Annotated in this window: 15 protein-coding genes; 9 read left to right on the top strand and 6 right to left on the bottom strand. The window is 68.8% G+C overall.

Translation table 11 applies throughout. The features are described from left to right. Positions 1 to 116: 116 nt before the first annotated feature. Genes ACIP4X_RS33705 through ACIP4X_RS33695 form a run of 3 tightly spaced genes read left to right on the top strand, consistent with a single transcriptional unit; the run spans position 117 to position 4,326 of the window. Positions 117 to 845 (top strand): hypothetical protein, encoded by a 729-nt coding sequence (locus ACIP4X_RS33705; RefSeq protein WP_190216015.1) that lies wholly within the window; start codon positions 117 to 119, stop codon positions 843 to 845. Further along, positions 842 to 3,232 carry an integrase gene (locus ACIP4X_RS33700; RefSeq protein WP_401352071.1) on the top strand — a complete coding sequence of 797 codons (2,391 nt, stop codon included), beginning with the start codon at positions 842 to 844 and terminating at the stop codon, positions 3,230 to 3,232. The genes ACIP4X_RS33705 and ACIP4X_RS33700 overlap by 4 nt, the downstream gene beginning before the upstream one ends. Beyond that, positions 3,229 to 4,326: a hypothetical protein gene (locus ACIP4X_RS33695; RefSeq protein ID WP_401352068.1), complete on the top strand. Its 1,098-nt coding sequence runs from the start codon at positions 3,229 to 3,231 to the stop codon at positions 4,324 to 4,326. The genes ACIP4X_RS33700 and ACIP4X_RS33695 overlap by 4 nt, the downstream gene beginning before the upstream one ends. Before the next feature lie 332 nt (positions 4,327 to 4,658). Here ACIP4X_RS33695 and ACIP4X_RS33690 read toward each other — a convergent pair whose 3' ends face one another. Next, complete coding sequence (locus ACIP4X_RS33690; protein WP_401352066.1) at positions 4,659 to 5,537, bottom strand: nucleoside triphosphate pyrophosphohydrolase family protein; 879 nt, start codon at positions 5,535 to 5,537, stop codon at positions 4,659 to 4,661. A gap of 123 nt (positions 5,538 to 5,660) precedes the next feature. On the opposite strand from ACIP4X_RS33690, the gene ACIP4X_RS33685 reads away from it, so the two are divergent. Genes ACIP4X_RS33685 through ACIP4X_RS33670 form a run of 4 tightly spaced genes read left to right on the top strand, consistent with a single transcriptional unit; the run spans position 5,661 to position 8,046 of the window. Then, positions 5,661 to 5,921, top strand: coding sequence for an acyl carrier protein (locus ACIP4X_RS33685; protein WP_093686008.1), 261 nt, complete (start codon positions 5,661 to 5,663; stop codon positions 5,919 to 5,921). Then, positions 5,918 to 6,322, top strand: coding sequence for a helix-turn-helix domain-containing protein (locus tag ACIP4X_RS33680; protein ID WP_190216019.1), 405 nt, complete (start codon positions 5,918 to 5,920; stop codon positions 6,320 to 6,322). The genes ACIP4X_RS33685 and ACIP4X_RS33680 overlap by 4 nt, the downstream gene beginning before the upstream one ends. Further along, complete coding sequence (locus tag ACIP4X_RS33675) at positions 6,319 to 7,215, top strand: ImmA/IrrE family metallo-endopeptidase (RefSeq protein ID WP_401352061.1); 897 nt, start codon at positions 6,319 to 6,321, stop codon at positions 7,213 to 7,215. The genes ACIP4X_RS33680 and ACIP4X_RS33675 overlap by 4 nt, the downstream gene beginning before the upstream one ends. A 42-nt stretch (positions 7,216 to 7,257) precedes the next feature. Continuing rightward, the gene (locus ACIP4X_RS33670; RefSeq protein ID WP_401352058.1) at positions 7,258 to 8,046 is read left to right on the top strand and encodes a hypothetical protein; all 789 of its coding nucleotides are present in this window, start codon (positions 7,258 to 7,260) and stop codon (positions 8,044 to 8,046) included. Positions 8,047 to 8,088: 42 nt separating this feature from the next. Here the strand turns inward: ACIP4X_RS33670 and ACIP4X_RS33665 are convergent, their stop codons facing one another. Next, positions 8,089 to 9,051, bottom strand: coding sequence for a nucleotide kinase domain-containing protein (locus ACIP4X_RS33665; RefSeq protein ID WP_319352131.1), 963 nt, complete (start codon positions 9,049 to 9,051; stop codon positions 8,089 to 8,091). 116 nt (positions 9,052 to 9,167) lie between these two features. Between ACIP4X_RS33665 and ACIP4X_RS33660 the strand changes: the two genes are divergently transcribed. Next, positions 9,168 to 9,455, top strand: coding sequence for a hypothetical protein (locus ACIP4X_RS33660; RefSeq protein WP_190216020.1), 288 nt, complete (start codon positions 9,168 to 9,170; stop codon positions 9,453 to 9,455). Positions 9,456 to 9,631: 176 nt separating this feature from the next. Further along, on the top strand, positions 9,632 to 11,725 hold the full coding sequence (locus tag ACIP4X_RS33655; protein ID WP_401352054.1) for a Helicase associated domain protein: 2,094 nt from the start codon (positions 9,632 to 9,634) through the stop codon (positions 11,723 to 11,725). Positions 11,726 to 11,752: 27 nt separating this feature from the next. Here ACIP4X_RS33655 and ACIP4X_RS33650 read toward each other — a convergent pair whose 3' ends face one another. From ACIP4X_RS33650 to ACIP4X_RS33635, 4 genes are all read right to left on the bottom strand, one after another. Then, the gene (locus tag ACIP4X_RS33650; protein WP_240318756.1) at positions 11,753 to 12,478 is read right to left on the bottom strand and encodes a hypothetical protein; all 726 of its coding nucleotides are present in this window, start codon (positions 12,476 to 12,478) and stop codon (positions 11,753 to 11,755) included. A gap of 268 nt (positions 12,479 to 12,746) precedes the next feature. After that, positions 12,747 to 14,315 (bottom strand): zinc-ribbon domain-containing protein, encoded by a 1,569-nt coding sequence (locus tag ACIP4X_RS33645; RefSeq protein WP_401352050.1) that lies wholly within the window; start codon positions 14,313 to 14,315, stop codon positions 12,747 to 12,749. A gap of 204 nt (positions 14,316 to 14,519) precedes the next feature. Further along, the gene (locus tag ACIP4X_RS33640; RefSeq protein ID WP_401352048.1) at positions 14,520 to 19,922 is read right to left on the bottom strand and encodes a hypothetical protein; all 5,403 of its coding nucleotides are present in this window, start codon (positions 19,920 to 19,922) and stop codon (positions 14,520 to 14,522) included. A 95-nt stretch (positions 19,923 to 20,017) separates the two neighbouring features. Then, on the bottom strand, positions 20,018 to 20,197 hold the full coding sequence (locus ACIP4X_RS33635; protein ID WP_190216024.1) for a hypothetical protein: 180 nt from the start codon (positions 20,195 to 20,197) through the stop codon (positions 20,018 to 20,020). Positions 20,198 to 20,343 lie beyond the last annotated feature (146 nt).

Below are 20,343 nucleotides of genomic sequence, written 5' to 3'. Positions count from 1 at the left end.
GGTCCCCTCGATCGTGGGGTGAAGACGGTTGCAGCTGCGCTCCCCGGGCCCGTGCCCGGATGCTGGAGCGGGGACACGCGCAGGGCGGCCCGCTGCAGAGAACGAAGGGGACGGACGTGCCAGGGGGCCCGGTCAGCGCGCACGAGATCGCCGTCTGCTACCTCGACCGGTTCGGACGGCAGCGCGAACGCCCGGTGGCAGAGGTCGGCGAGGTGGCGTTCGAGGAGCTGGCCCCGCTGGAGCGGCCCGTACCCTACCCGGGACGGCAGTCGTTCGTCACCAACGCATGGGCCTCGGCCACCGACCAGTTGCTGGCCTGCGGCTCACTCCGGCAGCAGCACTGCGGCATGCTCCTGGACCGCGACCCTGCAGTCGGGCTGCGCAGCGCGGGACCCATGGAGCTGCGCTGGAGCCGTCAGGGGCGCCGCCATCGCCTGCGGCCGGCGTTCGTCGCCTTACGGGCGGGGCAGCGCGAGGTGATCTGCGTGCGGCCGGAGGAAATCACCGACCGGTGGCAATCCGAGCAGGACGTGCTGGCGGTGGCTTCGGCAGCAGCAGGCTGGCAGATCCGGGTGATGGAGCCTTCCACCGGGGTGGAACTGGACAACCTCAAGCTCCTCTACGCCGCCCGCAGTCCACGGTGGCTCACGGCCGGGCAGGACCAGTTGCTAGCACGGCAGTTCGCCTTGCCTCGGACCATCCGCTCCGGGGTACGCGCCGCCGCCCTGCCCTCGTATGTGGGAGTGGACCTTGCCTATCACTTGATCTGGGCGCGGCGGCTGCACACCGACATGAGTGTCCCGCTCACCCCGTCGTCGACGGCATGGTCAGGGGAGGTCAGGTGATCTCGCGGCACGCCGCAGGCGCCGCAGCGCCCCCCGCTGCTGACACCCTGGCTCTGGGGGACACCATCCGCTTCCGCGGTGGCCTCTGGGTGGTCACCGCCTTCCACGGACCGCGTCTCTTCCTCGATGCCGCAGAGCCCGCAGAGCCCGCAGAGCCGCTGATCATCCTGCAGACGGCAGTGACCTCGGCCCCCGACTTCGCCGTGCTGAACCGGGCGGCGCGACGCAGTTCGCTGCCCGGCCGCCTCGGCGAGTTCCGTGCGCTGCCGCGCGACGTACGCAAGGCCGCTGAGAAGTGGGAGCGGCATGTCAAGGAGGTACTGCACCAGCAGGCCCCGAACGTTCCCGCCACCACCGAGCCCCCACCGGCCTTCGACCCGCAGCAGCGCACCCTGCGCCAGCGCTACCAGGCCAAGGCCGACCAGTTGACGCAGGCAGGAACCCCGGTGTCCGCGGCCACTGTCGAACGAAAGTGCGCGGCCTGGCGTAGGGACGGCCTGATGGGCCTGGTCGACAAGCGCAGCCGGCGTAGTGCGGCCCCGCACGGGCGCGTCGACACGCGAGTGGTCGACCTCGTGTGGGAGGTCCTGGACGACGAGCGCGGCAGAGGCCTGTCACCAGGAACGCTGTCCCGGCTGATCGACCGGGTGCAGCAGGCGGTTCGGGTCCGCTACGCGCACCTGCTGGCCGACCCGAAGACCGCCCGGGGCCTGGTGATCAGTCCGGCGACGTTCTACCGGCTGCTGGAGCGGCTGGGGATCACCGCGGAGAACTCGCATGACGCCGCGGCCCGTCACGCGGCCGGACCTGCCATATCCGCAGAGCGGCCCGGCGCCCGGCGGGCGACCTGGGCCCGCTGGCCCGGGGAACTGGTGCAGATCGACACCACCGGACTGGACGTTCTCGTCCTCGGTGACGACGGACGGGTCATCTCCGTGGAGCTCACCATCGCCATCGACGTGGCCACCCGCAGCATCGTGGGCTCCCTGATCGTGCCCAAGCGCACCGGCCGCACAGGCGGGACGGGACGATGGGCCGCCGGGCGGGCCACCCGCTCGTTCGACACCATGCAGGTCGTTGCCCAGACCACGGCCCCGCTTCCCGCGCGCCCGGGCTGGGCACCGGAAACCTTCATGGACGGCTCGGACCTGCCCTTCGAGGACCTCCTGGCGGCCGACCCCCGATTCGCCGGCGCCGCCGCCCGGCCCGTCATCAAGCCCGAAACGCTCGTCATCGACCACGGCTCGCCATTCATCTCCGCAGACTTCACCCGCGCCTGCCACTCCCTGGGCATCGAAGTACGCGAGGCACGGCTGCGTACCGCTGTCGACAAGGCGATCGTGGAGCGCGCCATGCGGGCGGTGAAGACTGGCTTCAGCCAGTACCTGGCCTCCTACACCCACCACCGCCTTCACCTGCGAGGCAAACGCGTCCGCAAGCAGCCGCTGTGGACCATCCGCGAACTCCAGGAACGGTTCGAGCAGTGGGTGGTCATCCACTGGCAGCAGACCCCCCACGGAGCACTCCGCTCCCCCTTCACTCCCGGGCTGCGCCTGACCCCCAACCAGATGTACGCGGCCCTCATTTTCCTGCGCGGCTACCGGTCCACCGCGCTGACCGCCGAGGAGAACCGCAAAATGCTGCCGGCGGTGTGGGTCCGGGTCAGCCGCAAGGGCTTCCAGATCAACAATCGCACCTACAACCTGGACCGGGGAAAACTGGATCTCTTCCGTGGGTCCTCCGGCATCACAGCGCAGCAGGGGCGCTGGGAGGCCCACTACTCCCCCGACAACCCGGAGGTCGCCTGGCTGTTCAACCACCGGGCCGAGCCGGGCACCGACCCGTGGGTCGAGGTGCCCTTCATCCACCGCCGGCTATTCACTGACCGGTGGACCGAGGAGGCCTGGTCCGAGGGCCTGCGCATCCACCTCGCCGCCGGCGGCAGCCGCTACAACGAGGCCGCCATCGCCCGGGCCACCACCCAGCTGCTGCGCGACCTGGCCGCCGGGCCGTCCTCCGGCAGCGCGTCACAGACCCCTCGCCCGGCTACGGCATCCCGCCCGTCCCGGCCCTCGCTGCCATCGCCCGCCAAGCCCTACGCCACCGACATGCCGCCCCTGGACCCGGACACCGTCCGCCCGTTCCGCACCCTCGACCGGCCCGCCGGAGAGCTCTTCGACACGCCCGAGCCAGTCCGGGGCGCAGAACAGACCCTCGACGACTTCCTGGCGTCCCTGCCCGGCCTGCACCCGCCCGGCCCCAAAGGCCCCGGCAGCAGCAACGAGCCCAGCTCAGCCATCCCGGGAGACAACAGCACCGGTGCTCCCCCGCCTGGCGGCCTGCCCGGCGACGGACCAGGCAGCGGACGGCAAGGAGACAAACAGTGAAGACCCCCGTACGCGATCCGCAAAGCGCCTCGCCCCCTGCCCCGGCCCCAGTCCTGCCTCCTGGGCCGCCGACCACTCTGCACGGCTGGCGCGCCCGTGTGCGGCACAAGCCCTCCCCTCCCCCGATCCCACCGGCCAACGAGGACGGCACCGCCGAGGACCCTGTCGACGAGAACGACCCCCGCGTGCGCTACCACGCCCAGCTCGGCCTCGTCGAAACCACCGACATCATCAAAGGATCGCTTACCGCCCGGCGGCTGTTGCGTCACAACGGGGAACGCCGCCATCCCTGCCCGCACGTCGCCATCGACAGCGACTGCCGCGGCACGGGCAAACGCACGCTGCTTCACCACATCGGCCTGGGTCACCAGGGCCGCCGCGAAAAGCTCTACGGTATCGACGACAGCCGTATCCCCGTCATCTGCATCAACGCCCCGCCCGAACCTGGCACGCCCGCCGACTGGTCCGCGGCCCTGGCCGTCTTCCTCGGCTGGGACCTCTACCGCCCCGACACCCAGCAGCGGCCCGTGCAGCGCATGAAGGACTTCACCGGCCCTGCCGTCCACGTGATGCGCCACTCCCGCACGGAGGTCTGCCTGGTCGACGGCATCGACCGGCTGCGGCCCGAGGACCTGCAGCCGACCTTCGACTACTTCGACTACCTCGCCGAGGAGTTGGAACTGACTGTCTTCTGGAGCGGCATCGGTTCCAGCGACATCCTCCGTGAAGCCCGCGCGGCTCGATTCCCCGCCCTGCGGCGTCCTACCGAGGCCACCGCGCCCATCCGGCAACGCTCAGTGCCCACCCTGTGGGTCAACCGGCTGCCGCCCCGATGCAAGGAACACCCCAACGAATGGCCCAGCACCGTGGCCACCCTCGACGGTCGGCTGTCCCTGCGCCACCACCGGCCCGGCAGCCTCCTGGACCACGAGGAAGACCTCTACCACATGACCGACGGAATCATGGAAAACCTCACCCCTCTGGTCGGCATGGCCGGCCAACTCGCCATCCTCGACCGCACCGAAGCCATCACCCGCGACGTTCTGCACGACGCCGCCCGCTACCTCGACCTGCCATCCGAAGACGGCCGCTGAGAAGGCATGTTGACCGGCCTGGTCCGCTCAAGGCCTCCAACATAACCGCGCAGTCTGTCAGAACAGACCGTCCTGTCCATCAGTCGAGGGCACGCGTGAAGCGGCTCGGACCGTGAGACCGGCTGCTCGGGCCTGGGCTCGCAGGCGCTTACCGACGCCCGCAGGAAGGCCGCGCCACCCGGACGATGACGCGCATGGCGGAGCATCATGAACTCGCTGTGCGGGTCAGGACGTGTCATCTGCGCTTGACGGGTGAGAACGTAGACTCGCGGGTCTCCTGGGCTGTTGGGGAACGCCCTCACCTGGAGCGTTCCCCAGCCGTCGGGCCGCCGTCAGTCCTGGGTGACGATGAGCGTGCGCTGGTCGAGGTCGAGGTGGACCGTTCCCCCGTTCTGCTCACGGAGTTGGCGCCACGCGGCGTAGCCGGTGAGGATGGCGTGCTCCCAGTCAGCGGCGCGGCAGATGCTGACCTCGAGGTGGGCGGTCATGTGGCCGATGGTGGCGAGGAGTTCGTGGTCTATGTGTTTGATGTCGGCGAGGTAGCGGTGGCGGGCGGCGTAGGAGAAGACGAGGGCTGAGATGCCTTCTTCGATGGCGATGGCGCGGCCGCCATCTTCGGCTTCGTCGGTGCGGGGGTCGCTTTTACGTTTGCGGCCCAGCAGGAAGCGGGTGACGGGGGACCAGCCCAGCACGGTGGCGTGGGCGAGGTGGAAGATGTCGTGGAAGCGGTAGTCGTCTTCGACGTGGGAGGCGCTGGTGAGGGGGTCACCGGCGGCGGTTCCGTCTTCCCGGGTGAGGACGACGACGGTGCGGCCGTCGTCGGTCGTGGTGGGCGTGAAGGTCAGTGTGGTCTGCCGGGGCAGCTGTTCGTGGGCGGGAGCGGCAGCATCGAAGGGGGTGTGCTCGTCGTGGGGGGTGAGGCGCCAACGGTCCTTGGTCTTCTCCAAGTTGGCGGCGGCGACGTCGTCGAGGTCGAGCCCGAAGCGGTGGGCGAGAGCGGCGACGTACCACAGGACGTCGCCGAGTTCTTCGCGTAACTGGTGCTTGCCCTGCTCGAAGGCGGGTCCGTCGCGCAGGAATTTCTTGTAGGCGGTGGTCAGGGACCCGACTTCGCCGGCAAGGCCGAGGAGAGGGACGAGGACCGGGTCGGTGCCCTCGGCAGGGAGTTGGAGGGTCTTGACGGCCGCTTCCTGGTAGCGCTTGAAGTCCACACTCACACCTGTCTGATCTTGGGACAATCCCGTTGGCTTTCCCGACAGCATGTCGTATGCTACGACAGCGTCGTTGGAAATGCAGACGATTGGGGAGAGTTGTCGAACACGGACACACCGAGCATGGACGACATCACCTCGGTCGTCGTCGACTTCCTCGCCGAGTACGAGGGCGTCTCGCCCGACGAGCTCCGCTCTGAACTGGAGCAGAGCGGTCGGGAGTTGCCCGTGGACTCGCTGCTGGTGGTCGAGATTCTCACGCGCATTGAGGAGCGTTACCACGTCGCCATTCCCGCAGACCGGGAAGCGGCCCAGGCCACCCGGTCCGTGCGGGCATTCGCTGCGGCGGTACTGGACGCCATCGTTGAAAGGCAGCAGTCATGACCCCTCCTTCGGACAGCCGTGACCGTGATCCTGAGCTGGTCCGGCTCGGTGAACGGCTGAAGAAGACCCGCGACTACCTGAACATGTCCCAGCAGTTCGTCTCGGACTCGACCGGCATCCCCCGCTCGGCCATCAGCGACATCGAGCGCGGCGAGCGGCGGGTGGACAGCCTGGAGTTGAAGAAGCTGGCGCGCCTGTACCGGCAGCCGGTCGCCTACTTCCTGGCCGAGGAAAAGGACGCCGACGCCGGCGAGTACTCCCTGGCCGGTCTGCCGCGGGCACTGGCCCAGCTCACCGACGGGGACGCCAAGACAGTGCTGGAGTTCGCCGAGTACCTCACCCTGCGGCGGGCGGCAGAACGCGAGGAACAGGAGACCGAGGACGGGAGTCCGACGGCGTGAACTGGGCCTTAGCACACCGGATCGCCTCGATCGCCGCCGTCCAGGCACACCGCGACCTCGGCATCGACCGCACGCAGTACGTCCACGTGCACCGGGCACTGGGGGCAGCCGACGTGATCGGGATGGCGCAGCCGATGCCCCGGCTGTTCGGCGTGTACTTCTCCCCCGCCGACAAGGGGCCGGCCGTGATGCTGAACGCCTCGCTGAATGCGGTCACCCAGCGGCACACGGCCGCACATGAGCTGGGGCATCACCGACTGGGCCATCGCACCGCAGCCGATGAGGAGCTTGATCCCGCGCTGCGCTGGGGCAACGGCAGCTGGCCCGAGGAGGAGAAGACAGCGGAGGCGTTCGCCGCGTGGTTCCTGATGCCCCTGCCGGCGGTGCGGACGGCCCTGGAGCGGATCTGCGGCGGCCGGCCGTCGTCTCCCGAGCACGTCTACCGGGTGGCGCGCGAACTGGGTACGTCGTACGCCGGGACCGTACGCCACCTGGTGAACCTCCGGCTGCTGGATGCCGGCCGGGCCGACCAGTGGTCCAAGATCTCTCCTGCCGGCCTGCGCAGCTCTCTGGCGGGCGGGGCCTCGCTGCCCGCGCAGGCCCAGGTGCACGTGATCACGGCAGCCTCCGCGGGGCAGACGGTGTACGCCGACGCGGGCGATGTGCTGGTGCTGCACCTGGAGAACGCGGTCTTCGACGTCCTGCCCAAGGGGCTTCAGCCGTGGACCAGTGATGGCGCGACGCCGCTGGCGAGCGCCGTGGTGAGCGACGAGCTCCCGCCGGGCGGACAGGGCCTGATCGAGGTCGCGGTGCCGACGCACGGCGCCGCGCTGCGGCTGACGGTGGTGCGCGAAGCCCCGCGTGCCGGGGTCGACGAGACCTGGCCTGCCTGAGCCCGGCTCCCCGGATCACACCCGTATGTGTCAGGAGGACTGATGCACACCTTCACCGTGACCGAACGCGACGTCACCCAGGCCTGGGTCGCCGCCTGCAACAAGCTGGACCGCAAGGACAACCCGGACCGGACCGGCCTGCACACGGTGGTGCGCATCGCCGACCCGACGAACGACGACCCGGTATTCCGCGCCGAACTGGACCGGCTGCGCACCGCTCGCGGGCTGTGGCCGCTGGAGACCGTGGCCAGCACCCTGTTCCCCGCGGCCCTGGCGGCACGGAGTGCCGGCCCGGATGACCTCGCCGAGCGCTACCGGCAGATGTATCCAGTGATCAAGCGGTACCCGGGCAACCACCGCGGCACCTACTTCGGCCGCCTCGTGTCCTACCCTGCGGTGTCCAAGAGCGGCGTCGACCAGCTCGGCACCGTCATCAACCGCCTGCGGGCCCAGGCCTCAGGCACCAAGATAGCCGCCGCCTACGAGATCGACATAGCCGCAGCCACGGACGCGGAGGAGGCCAGCGCGGACCTGCTGGTCCACACCGCCGGAAAGGACAACAGCTACATCGGCTTCCCCTGCCTGAGCCACATCTCCCTCCAGCTGGACCGCGAGCGGCGGGTGCACGCCGCGGCCCTGTACCGCAGCCACTTCATGTTCGAGCGCGCCTACGGCAACTACCTCGGTCTGGGCCGCCTGCTGGCCTACATCGCCCAGCAGGCCGAACTGGCCTGCGGGACCTTGACCGTGATGGCCGGCCACGCCCGGCTGGACGGTCCCATCACACAGCTGCGCCCCCTGCTGACCGGCACCGGCCGCCTCGCGGCATGACGGCAGCCCGCCGCACGGCCGCCGGCGTCACATGCGGCAACCTCATTGCTCCGGCGGGCCGTTGAGCTGCCACTTGGGCGGGAACCAGGCCGGCATCACAACGGCCTGCCGCCGGTAGGTCTGCTTGATGCGGCTGCGGCCGCTGATCCCGGCGATGTCCGGGTGGGCGACCCGGGCGTACTTGTCGACCTCGCAGAAAAGGTTCTGGCAGTCGATCAGCTGCAGTGGGCGCCCGCGCAGTCCAGCGAAGGCAAGCCCCAGGCGGGCGAAGTGCTCGTCCTGCGTGTCGGCCATATAGCGGATGACGTCCGCCTCGATGCCGTCGGCCGCAGGCCCGAAGCACTTGCGGATCCCGTCGCGCGCTCCGGGCCCGGCGACGACGAAGTCCATCTCCGAAAACGGCATCTCGGCCGCATAGTTGAGGTCGATCACGAACTGGTAGGCCAGGAACGGCCCGATCGCCGGGAATCCCAGCAGAACCTGGTAGGCGTCCTGCAGCGTCGGCGCGGACAGCACACGCTGCGGCGCGTCCGCCTTCATCATCATCTCCAGCAGCCGCAGATGGTTCTGGTGCTTGCGCTGCTCGCCGAGCTGCGGCGGGGGCACGATGTAGGCGGCGGAGTACAGCCGTTGCCCTGCGGTGAAGGCCTGTGAGAGCACCCGGTCAAAGGCCCGGTAGTCGTAGGCGTCCCACCGCACCTCTCCCAGTGCGCCGTTTAGCAGCCGCCACGTCGAGGTCTTGTTGAAGATCTTGAACAGCAGGGTCCGGAAGAAGACTTCCTCCCACGCCTGCTCGCCCCGGTAGATCACGCCACTGATCAGGTCCTGGCTGACCCGGTCGGCGGCCCGGAAGCAGTTGGTGAAACGGTATCGCTGCAGGATCGGATCGTCCGTGAACGGTCCCGCTCCCCCGGCAAGTCGCGCCTCGTAGACCTTCTGGCGCGCCGCCGCGAAGCGCCAGTAGGTGTCGAACACCGGCGTCAACGTCAGCGTGCGGCCTGCCACACGGATCTTCCTTGCAGGGCCGCGGTCTAAGACCCTCTGCCCTGAACGCTCTTGCAGCACCGTCACCATGGGCTCAATATATATTCAATATAGATCGGTGTCAGCGAGGGGGACGTGTGGAATTGCTGTGGCAGCGTCCACGACGCAAGACGCTGGTCGACTGGCCGGAGGACGTGGACACAAAGCTGGACGTCCTGGTGCGGGCCGCGGCCGCAGCCGGGGAGCAGACGTCGCGTTCGCAGGTGCTGGCCGCACTCGTGACGGCGGCCGAGGTCCGTCCCGCCGTCGTAGCCGAACTCCTCCACTCCTACCGCCAGATGCCCGCCGGCGCCCTCGAAGCGGACAACACGCGCGAGGACCTGCCGTCCGTGCGCTCACCCGGACGCACTCGCGGCAGGAAATGACGCCGAGTCAGTTCCGCTTTCTCACTCGAGTCCCTTCGCTAACCCGGTCAACGCCGCCAAACGACATACGGTCACGGCTGCGTTCGCCGTCCCTCGACAGGCGGCCGATCGGATGTCCCGCAGACCTGGGCCGATTACTCGAATGCCCTGACCAACGTCGCCGGGAACAGACCTAGATGGGCCTCAGGGATGACGAGCTCGGCGCCTGGTTTGCTCCGGGCGACGCGGTGCCGGTACAGGGCGAGACGACATGGTCGTTCCTGCATCGCGTCGCCGTCTGCTACGGCCTTGAGGCCGGCGAGCTGCTGGCGTGGGGGTGGTGGCAGTGGGTGAATCCGGTCACCCAGAGCCGCGGCCGCCGCCCGGACGGCGATGTACTCCTGAACGTCATGGCACAAGCACAGGTCGCGGCGTGGGCCGGGGTCCCGGTTGCGCATCTGGCGCGGGCATTGCCGTCGTGGACGGCCGGGCCAGCGTCCCTCGGTGAGCGGGCCCGTGCGGATCGGGGATGGGCACGGTGGCGGGTGGGAGCTCAGGCATGGGGGCCGGTGTCTTTCGGCTGCCGGCTGTGTGCCGCCCGGCGCAGCGGCCGGAGCCAGCGGGTATGGCGGTACGGGCAACGGTGGAATCGGGTGTGTTCCCGGCACGGGCGGTGGCTGCTGGACGTCGGCGATGGCCACGACCTGGAGTATCTGGACGTGGGCGGGTGCCAGGAGCTGGCTGCCGCCCAGGCGCGGTGGCCGCGGGTGGCCCGACGGGCCGTGAGCACGGGAGCGGAGCCGGGGGCTGTGTTCGCGGTGGCTCGGGCGGTGGTGTGCGGATGGTGGCAACAGGAAGCTTTCTGGCAGCGGGAGCATGTGTGGGGCCAGCGCCTTGAGCGCGTCACTCTCGACACCAGCCGCAGAAACGAGGCGGCGGCGCAGTGGCCGGCGGCGTGGTGGCAGCTGGTCGCGCGGGACGCGGTTGTTTTCCCCGAGGTGGTAGCGGTGGCGGCCGCATTGGTGGATCCGGCCCTGCGGCTGCTGGTAACGGATGAACGGCCGCTTGTCCGCCGGTCTCGGCGCCATGACCGTTTCATGACCGCGCTCGGAGACCGGTTGGAGCGCGGCTGGCTGAAAGAGGTGGAGTGGCCGGAGAGGCCGAGCGCCCTGCAGACATGGATGAGGGGTGTGGCCCGCGAGCTGCGCTCACCGTCGCGGTCCGCTTCGCCACACAGCGGGATCTGGTGGGTGCCGGCGGCCCACCAGCCTGCCGAAGTGGGAGCGGGGCTACGTCTGTTGGCCACCACTCCACCAGTCGCCTTCCGAGGGCACGCCGGGGTGGCGGGGTGGCGGGCCGAGCTGTACGTGCCTCGACGCGTGGGGCGGGGCGCCGGGTTGAAGGCCGTGTCCGAGGAACGGTTCTGGGAGGGCCTTGGTCACGCGCGCAGGTATGTGGTCCGGCATGGGCATCTGGCCGTCCCCCACGCCGGCGCCCCACAGGATGGGTTCGACCTGGGCCGATGGCTGGCGAATCTGCGCGCCGCCTCTGCCGGCTTGCCGCCCGAGTTCGTGCGGGCGCTGGCGGAGCTGGACGTGTGGTGGAATCCGCCCTGGCCGATCAGCTGGCAGCGAGCCTGGCACCGGGCCCGTGCTCACGCCCTCGCCCACGGCCTCGTCAGCGGTGATGACAATCTGGCGGGGATGCCGCGCTGGCTCGAGCGGTGGCTGCGCCAGCAGATCGCCGAGTACTCGCGGCTGGCCGCCGAGCAACAGCAACTGCTCGCCCAACTCGGCCTCACAGCCGCAGAGATCGACCGCTTCCACGCCTGGCCCGCGCGGCGCCGCAGCGTGCTGCACGGCCTGGAGGCTGCTCACGACTACGCCGCCCGCCACGGCCACCTGGCCGTCTCCCAGCCCACCTCTCATGACGGGTTCGCCCTGGGCAAGTGGCTCAACCAAGTGCGCCACCGTCAGCGCGCCGCCACCCAACCCACGCGTCTCGGCCGGCGGCTCACTGCCCTGGACACCTGGTGGAACCCGCCCTGGCCACTGGACTGGCAGCGGTACTACTGGGCCGCCCGCCATCATCTCCATGGCCTGCCCGAAGGTGTGGTGTGGTGGACCGGCGCACCGGACGAAGACCAGGCCCGGCAGTGGTTGCACGCGCAGCAGGCATCATGGCATCTCCTCCAACCCGGGCAACAGGAGCTGGTGAGCGGCGCTGCCCGCGGCGGGGTGGCGCGCTGTCGCTTCAGCAGCGGTGCCTCCGCGCACGAACGCGACACCTGAGCCCGTGTACCGGGCTCATCCGAGGCCTCAGAGATCCCGGTCGAGCACGGGGTTCCAGGCAAACCAGTCCAGCGCTTCGGCTCCCAGCTCGTACGGTGCGTTCAGGAGCGCTCGTTCCACCTCAGGCAGATCGTCATGAACGATGGCAGGGGCCCGTTGCAGGATCTCGGAGAAGTCGATCTTGTAGACGGCCCTGAGGCGTTCCACGAACGCGGGATCCTGTCCGCGAAGTCGGTCCATGGCGGCACGTACCCGTGGCTCCCATGCGGGCATCCCGAAGTGGTCAGAGGCACCGAAGCCCTGAAGCGCGGCAAGGAGGAGGAACTCCTCAGAAGAGAACGTCTCCTGCAGGTACATCAGGTAGTCGATGGACTTCTTGACGTGCTTCTTGATCTCGCCGAGCGCGCCGTATCCGAACTGGGTCAGCGTGCCGGACGTGCCGGGCCAGACGAGCTCGCGGTCGAGGATGCGCTTCTCGAACCGCAGCAGCGCGTACTGCTTGGGACTGTTCACCGCTTCGAGGGCCTGGTGGTAGACCCAGGTGTTGCGGGCGAACATGACGCCATCGTGAAGCTTGTTGCGCCGTCCCCTCGCTCCCGCATGAGCGTCTTCGATGGGCCCGTTGCGCCAGACGAACTCGGTGATACCGACCGCGGCGGCGTTGGCGAGGTTTCCGCTCTCTGCGGTCACGCCCAGTGCGCTCAAGCGCTCCCGTGCATACGTCATCGCGGCTGCGTAGTCGTAGTCCCCCACCAGCTCTCCCATCCGCTCCGGCAGGCTCCGCCCACCGCCCTACTCCATCTTCTCGGAGGAACGGGCTCCCAGTGCCGCCTTTCAGCGGTCTGCACACCGCGTTAGTGCCGGTCCGAGAGGGGTTCTCGGCTCAATGAGGCAAGGAGAAGGTGGATGGGGCCTGTTGCAGTCCTCATGGTGGTGCCAGCGGCCGAGGCGGACGGCGACGTGACGCGCTGATGCGGTATGACCGGCATCACGGTGAGAAGGCGCGATGCACAGGCCGGGCTCACGGCTGGGTGCGGCTTTCGCGCGGCGGATGGCATGCTGGGCAGCGTTTACCGGTCCCGCCACGGCGGGACCGCTGATCAGGCGTGGCTTTCCACCGTCCCGGACAGCCAGGCTTCGAGCAGGCCCACCGGCACAGTTTGGTGGAGCTCGGTCTGAGCTCCTTCGCGGTCAGGTTCGGCTCGTCGATCACTTCGACAAGCTCGTCGGCGAGGGCAGGGTGCACGTTCTGCAGGGATTTGCCGGGCTTGGGGCGGACCTTGGCTGCGATGGTGCGTCGGCGGGCGCATCGGGGGCATCCGCTCGACTGACCTGTGCGGCGGTTTGGAGGGGCGGGGTACTCGAAGCGGCAGTGTGGTTCGGGGCACCGCCACTGGCATGTCTTGTTCGACGTGGGGAGCAGGTCGAACGCGGTCCAGCCGGGGTGGCCGACGATCTCGATGAGTTCTTCGGCCATCGTCGGGTTGACCTCGGCGAGTGATTCACCAGGGCCGGGCCTGCTGTTGGCCGCGCCGACCCGTGCGTGACCGCACCGGCTGCAGCCGCGGCCAGCAAGTGCCCGGCTGTGCAGTACGGCCTTCCATTCGTAGCCGCACTCCGGCTTCCCGCACCGCCACAGGCACACGTCGTTGCAGCCGGGCGGCATCCGATCAGGCGCCTTGCCCGGGTTGGTGAGGTTCGCGACGAACTCCTCCTCAAGGTGGGGCGCCACGTCCACCGCCGACACCTCTGGGCCGGCCACGGCCTTCTGCCACAGCTGCGCACCCCTCGTGAGCGCCGCGGTGACCTCGGCCGGTGTGAGCTGCCGCCAGGAAAGGCCGCGGCCCCGCAGTACGGCACCCACCGCCTCCGCCCAGCCCTCGGGGTTCACCCCCGGCCCGGCCTCATGGTGGACCAGGCCGGGCACCGGGACGGGCGGCAAACCGCGGCTTCGAATGCGTTCCACGTCGAGTCCAGCGGCGATCGCTGCCGCGGTCTTGGCGGTGTCACGCTCCAGGCTTCCTGGCCTGTTGTGGGTCCATTCCGGGTCCAGGTCGATGAGCAAGGCCGGCTCGGGTAGGTACAGGTCGAAGCGGTCCTGACGGCGCCCGGGCAGGCGGAGCCGGTGGTCCAGCTCCACGTCGAGCCCGCAGGCGGCCTGGACGAGCATGGCGACGTTGCATTCGAACGGGGAGCGGCCATGCCCGGTGCAGTCCGAACAGCCACGCCCATTGGTGCGATTGGCGAGCCTCGCCGGCCAGAAATGCCCCTGAGCGCACTCCCACACGCACAGGTCATGGGACTGCGGGCGCAGGGTGTCCGGCCCACGGTTGGGGCGGCTGAGATTGCGGCGGAACTGCCGTGCCAGCGCAGGATTCAGATCGGCCAGCGATTCTCCCGGGCCAGGAGCCCGGTTGCGGCGCTTCCAGCACTCAGGGCACCCCGAGGGTTTGACGGTACGGGTGCGGAACTGCAACCGGGCGGGCCACTGGTGACCGCATCCTTCCGCCGAGCAGCGCCACTGGCACCGGTCCGTAGAAGACAGCGGTATGGCCTCCAGCGCCATATCCGGGCTGGACAGGTTGGACACGAACTCGGCCTTCAGCCGAGCCCGAACTGCAGCCACCTCGGTAGCACTTCGCCGTTTACCCATGACGGCAGATCCTGACAGCCGCCACTGACAACGGCCCTTCATGGGTCCAGGCTTCCCAGACCAGCTCCCCCGTCATCACTGACGCCGTGCCCGGTGACACCACAGCGGCGCACCCCATACGGGCGCCCGGGCTCCCGGCGGTTACTCAGAGTATGGTGCGAGTCGGGACACCCCGGCAACGACGAGGGCATCAACTACCCGTTGCCAATCGTCAGCCAGGCCCGCGTCGGCGACGGCTCGGCGCAGTTCGATCAGCCATGGTGTCAGGAGATAGGTGCGGTTCGCGATATGGCTGGGATCGGCGAGGACAAGGCTCGCCACCCACGGAAGGCCGACGCGTGCCTGTTCCTCGGCCGGCAGGGGCTTGATGAAGGCGATGAGCTGATCCACGCACGCGACGTGGCCCTGAGCATGGGGCAGCCAGTGGGCGACTGTGTCCTGCCAGGCCAGCGGATCCCACCAGATGATGGGCTTCCCCTGAACTTCCCGGTAGAGGTAGGCGGTTTCGGGGACAGGGTTGGGCAGGAGCGAAGCCAGAGCAGAGTGGTAGTCGCTCCGTCCGGCGAAGGGCGTGTGCCCGGAAGTCTGCAGGGCGATGACGTGGGCGACCACCGTCGGCCACATCCGCCGTGCCGTGGCTGCTCTGTCCGCTGACTCCTCGGCAGCCGAGGACAGCGCGCACAAGAAGCTTTCCAGGCGCGTCGCGTCGTCGGCGTAGGCGTCGAGGTGCTGGAAGACGGGCGCGTCGTCGCCCGTGCCTGCCACCATAAGCAATGCCCGCGCCGCGATCAGGGCGTGGGTGCCGCGACTGTCCATGTCTTGTTCGGCAGCGAGCAGCGCGCGGCGGTGCGCGGCGAGGAGTACCGCGAGGAGTTCGCGGGCCGGGGTCGAAACGCAGATCGACGCCGTCGCTGCCGCGCCGAGGGCCCTGATCGCTGCGTCGAGGCGGTCTACGTAGATGGAGTCGTCGGTGGCTTCGTCGAGTGAGTGCGCGACGGGATCGTCGAGCGCGACGACCCTCCGCCGACTGGTCTGCGGATCCCAGTTACCGAGGATGCAGTCGCGCATCGTCTCAACTGTCAGCTGGAAGGCCGTTTCGTGATGGCAGGCGATGTTTCCGGCTGGGCACGCCGCATGCCAGACAGGGTCGAGGCCGCGGGCCAAGTGCACACGAACCTCGTTGGGGAGGGAACGCGCCAGCTTGCCTGCCGCGGCAGCGGCCTGGCGGTACGTCGTGGAGCCGTCCGTGCCGTCGATCTGGGCGCGGAGCTTCGCGGCGGCGGGCAGAAGAAGGAGCGGCAGTGCCTCTGCGGCAATGCGGTCAGCCCCCTGTTCGAAGTAGGAGTCCTCGGCTTCGAATCGGCGTGGCGATGCCGCGCCCTCCCCGATGCGCAGGAGTGTGTCGACGGCGAAGCGCAATGCGTCGGCGGGCAGTTCAACGCCGTCCACGATCTCCGCGGTGAGTGCCGTCGCGGCCACGACGGCAGGTACGTCCCACTGGCTGGCGGGATCAGGGTCTGGCGGGTTCGCAAGGAGTTCTCGGGCCGAAGCCAGGTCGGAGACCAAGTCGTCCGCGCTGATGTGTTTGTCTGTGCCGTTTCGGGGATCGATGTAGTGGCGGACGCTCAGCCGGATGGCTTCCTGGGCGCGTGCCATTTCCACGTTCCTGACCTGCAACGCTTCGACGACGTCGCTGGGAGGCGAGCTCTTGATCTCCAGGCCGCCTTCCACTTGCTGTGCTTGGTAGGTGTTGCGGTCGAGGCTGCTAGCCCAGGCACGCACAGCCGCGAGTTGTTCTTGGACGGCCGGCTCATCGAGTTCGCCAGGTTCTTCCTCAGCCAGTCGCCTGGCCGTTGCGACAAGTTGTTGCCCGATCAGTCGCAACTCGTCACTGCGCTGGTCGTCAGCGCGTAGCACCATCATCATGGCTGCCTCCCGCAGCGACCAGCGTCGGCGCTCGGGAGCCGCCAGTCCGTCGGCGGATGCCCTCAAGCCGCTCGCTTCTTGGACGACACGCGCGAACTCCAGATGCCAGATCACCGGCTCGGCGAGATAGCGGTCCAGCAGGCGGTCGGCGTGCTCCAGATGGCGAACGAGCAGGCCGACGACCAGGCCGACCATCGCCAGGTTCTCGCAGTCCTCAAGCAAGGTGGCGACCAGTCTGTCCAACGGGACGCCTGCCTCGACCAGTTGGTCACACACCCGTTCCAGAGCTTGCAAGGCGCTCATACAAGGATATGGACCGACGCCGGTTCCGCGGTACCAGAGCCAGACGTGCTCGTCTCCGACGTAGGTCCGGCGAGCCCCTGCGACGTCAAGTTCTGTCCGGTAGGCGTCGAGGTCGTGGTCCTCGATCCGGACACCGTAGGGACGGTGATGGCCTGTGAGGGTGCGTGCGCGCGCCAGTGCGGCGTGGTTGAGCATACGGTTCAGCACCGAGACGCCGTTGCGGAAGTCCGATTGGAACAGCGGCATGAACGGGCCGCGGTACCAGGCCGCAAGGGGAGTCACGCCGAGCCCGCGAGCACCATGGCGCCGGATGCCCTCCTCGTGGAATCCTGACCCGTCTTCGTCCTCGTTGAGGTAGTAGGCCTCGGTCAGCTCGGCAAGGAAACCACGCCGATACATGGCCAGAGCCCGGCCGGTCAGCGCTTCCTCGACGGCGGGACCAGCCCATGCTGGCGCGTCGCGCGCAACGCGGCGCAGAATAGCCTCGCCGTCCTCACCGAGATCCGGGCCGAGCAGTGCCAGCAGTTCGACCATGAGCTCATCGGTGATCTCACGGGGGAGCTCAAGACGCCTGCGACGGCGCTCGCGCCTACGGCTGTCTCCCATGAAGACCAGCCGCTGCCTCTCCAGGAACTGGCGCTCGGCTTCGGCTTCCTCAGCTGGTTGGGCTGCCTTGGCCGCAGCCGCGGCTGCCTGCTCGTCGTTGAACCGGCGCTCGGCAGCGGCGCAGGCGGCAAGCAGGCGGTCGTGCAGCCTGACCCGGAGCGGATACCCAGCGGGTGTTTCCGTGATGATGACGGCGTGGAGCCAGTCCCGCAGCATGTCCTGCACGTGCTTGCCCTGTTGCCAGGGTTCGTCTTCATCGAGGAGCAGGGCGATGAGGGGCTCGGCTGCGGCGATCCGCACCAGGCCCGCTTCGTTGTGTAGCCGCTGGTGCACGAGACGGATCAGTCGCCGCAGGCCGGTGCCAGGCTCAGCGCGCAGCATGGGCCAGGCCTCGCGCAGGACCGGGTCGGGCGCTCCGAGCGTCAGGAGCGCTTCGCCGGGCACGTCGGCCCAGCGGTCCCCGTGACCTGCCGTGACCAGGTCGTCGAAGGCCTGCTGCAGGCGGGCGAACCTGCCGCGCAGAGGGGCTTTCGGGGTGTCGGGAGCGGCAAGCAGTGCCTGGCAGGCAAGACGTGCGGCACCGAGCGCCCAGCGCGGCACGCCGGCCTCGACCAATTTCGCCGTGGGGTGGCCGGCTGAGAGGAAGAGCCGGGCAATCGCATACCGGCGCACTTCGTCGTGGGCGAACTGCGGGCCGATGGCGAACGGGTCGTCCATGTCCGTGCGCAGCACCCCGTCCTGGCGCAGTCCCGCAAGCGCCGTGGGATCGATTGTTCCGACGACCTCCAGGGGGTCTCCTTGGCCGAGTTCCAGGGCGGCCAGGCGGAGAAGGGCAATGTTTCGGGCGTCCGGGGTCCCGCGTTCAGGACGCCGGCGGAGCACCAGTCCCGACCACACCTGCTGCATGGCATCGGCGTCGCTGAGAGGGGTGCTCTTCACGCCTCCTCGGACGAGCAGGTCCACCACCACAGGTCGGCGCAGCAGCTCACGTGAGCGCGGGTCTGCCGCGAGAGCCGACAACTCGTTAAAGACTGCGACGATTTCGGCTACCTGGGCATCGGTCAACGGTGGTACCTCGAAGCTGGCGACCTCCCCGACGCAGCGATCGTTGATCGTGTCACGGACCACTTGCTGGGCGTCGTTCGCTGTGACGGCGACAACTTTGACGTCGACCTGGCCAGCCGCGTCCATCAGATAGAGGAAGGGGTCCAGCATGCCCTCGGCGAGCGCATCCGCGCCGTCGATGACAAGGAGGCGCCGGGGGGCGCTCAGCTCGCCGAGAAGCGCGGTGAGCGAGGTGCCGAGTACGGACTCCAATTCTACTGTGGTCGGGGGAAGGTGCCGCAGGTTGATGCAGGCCACCTGCGTGGAATCGGGGTCCTGTGCGGCTTCGGTGAGCGTGCGGACGACGAGGGCGCTCTTGCCCACGCCGGAGTCACCGTGCGCGACGACCGCCGCCGCTGGGGACTCCACGAGCTGGAGCAGCTGACTGGCCGTATCGCTCCGGTCAAGATGCACCGTGCGACTGTCCTCGGTGGCGATCTCGTTGCGCACCGAGGCAAGCGCCCGTTCGTGAAGGTGGCTGAGGGCCTTCCATCCCTGCCGGTGGCGGCGTGTGGTCGAGTCGAGGACCTGGTGCGCGTCGCGCCGCAGAAGACTCAGGTCGACGGTGGCTGCCTTCGGCGGGCACTCGTCAGCCAGGGCAACGAGCCGTTCCAGCAACCGTGTTGCCCCGTAGAGGTCAGTGCCGCGGGCCACAGGGATCAAGGAGTTCGTTACTCGGGCCCAGTCCGATTCGTCCGGTGTCTCGAGTCGAGGCATGAGTACGGTCAGCCGTGACAGCAGTTCCCAGGTGCGCTGTTCGACGAGCTGCGGTCTGGGATCGGCGGTCCCGAGCGTGGCCAGGGCGAGTTTGACGAGTTCTTCGATGTGCGTGAGCCGTGTTCGAACGCCGGCCAGGAACTTTTGGTGCGTCCGAATGAGGCCGAAGAAGCTGGGCGCATCCTTTTGCGCGACGGCCTCGGCGGCGAGTACTGCCAGCTGCTCCGCGTGCTCTTGCGGACCGGCGACAACCAGAGCGGCTCGGTATTCAGGCCCCTCGGCGGGTGCGTTGACGACCTCTTGCACGAACGTGCAGATGAGCTTGGCGCTCGACTCGTTGCTCTTGACGAGATTGGGTGCGCGGCGCATGGCGAGGGCGAGCACCAGGGACGGCTCCGGCTCGTCGGCACGGGCCGCGCGGATGACGAGGTCGTCAACCGAGTGTTCCGGTGCTTGCTGAAAGGCCACGCTGACGACCGACCGACTGTCGCCCAGCTCGGCCGCACCCTCTCCGAGGAGCAGATGGGCAAGGTATTGGACGGCGACTTTGCGCTCGAAGGTGACGCCGCCGCCACCGGTCGCGTACGGGCTCATCCCGGTGGGAGCCGGAGCGTCCGCGGCGCTCACCCGGGTCTCCTCCAGCCACGTGCGCAGCACGTCCTTGTCGGTGTTGAGGCGCCACTGCTTGGCACGCCCGACCTGGCTTGAGGTGGCGAACCCGGCCTCTCTGAGCTTGCCCAGCGCCGCTGTCGCCGTGGTCGGAGACACGTCCAGAGCCCTCGCGACCATCCGGCCGGACATGGGCGTGGCCGTGCTGGCCAATGCCTCCAAGGCCCTGTACGCGCTCTCGCCCAGCATGCCGCGGAGCAGGTCGGCGGTTGAAGTCACACCACCACCATAAGCCTTGATGTCCAGAGCAGTTGGACATCAAGAGGGTTTGCGCGGTTGTGAAATCCGGCGAGCGGGCGAGACCCCGCATGGTCTCAGCCCTGGCCGCAAGCCGTGAAGATCTCAGCGGCCAGGCGCACGACCGCCAGTTCCCGCTTGACGCCAAGTCGTATGCCGGTGCCCTGTTCGCCGGTTCGATGCGACACCGCTGCGCGGGACAGCAGACCGCCGGATACCTGCCGCTCGACTGCAGCGACACCTGCGGCATCAACCACACTGGCCTCTACCTCTCCCGACCCGGCATACCGATCGCGTGGCCCGTCCTGAGAAGCTGTTGTCTTTCCGTGCGTGATCGGCAGGTTTCCGCTGGTCGTGGATAGGTGCGGTAGGTCCGTGGGAGTAGTGGCCTGTCACGTCTTCA

This window comes from Streptomyces sp. NPDC088817, from assembly GCF_044750345.1.
Classification (GTDB): Bacteria; Actinomycetota; Actinomycetes; order Streptomycetales; family Streptomycetaceae; genus Streptomyces.
The sequence above is the reverse complement of the archived record's forward strand: the minus strand, read 5'-3'. Positions and strand labels throughout refer to the sequence as shown.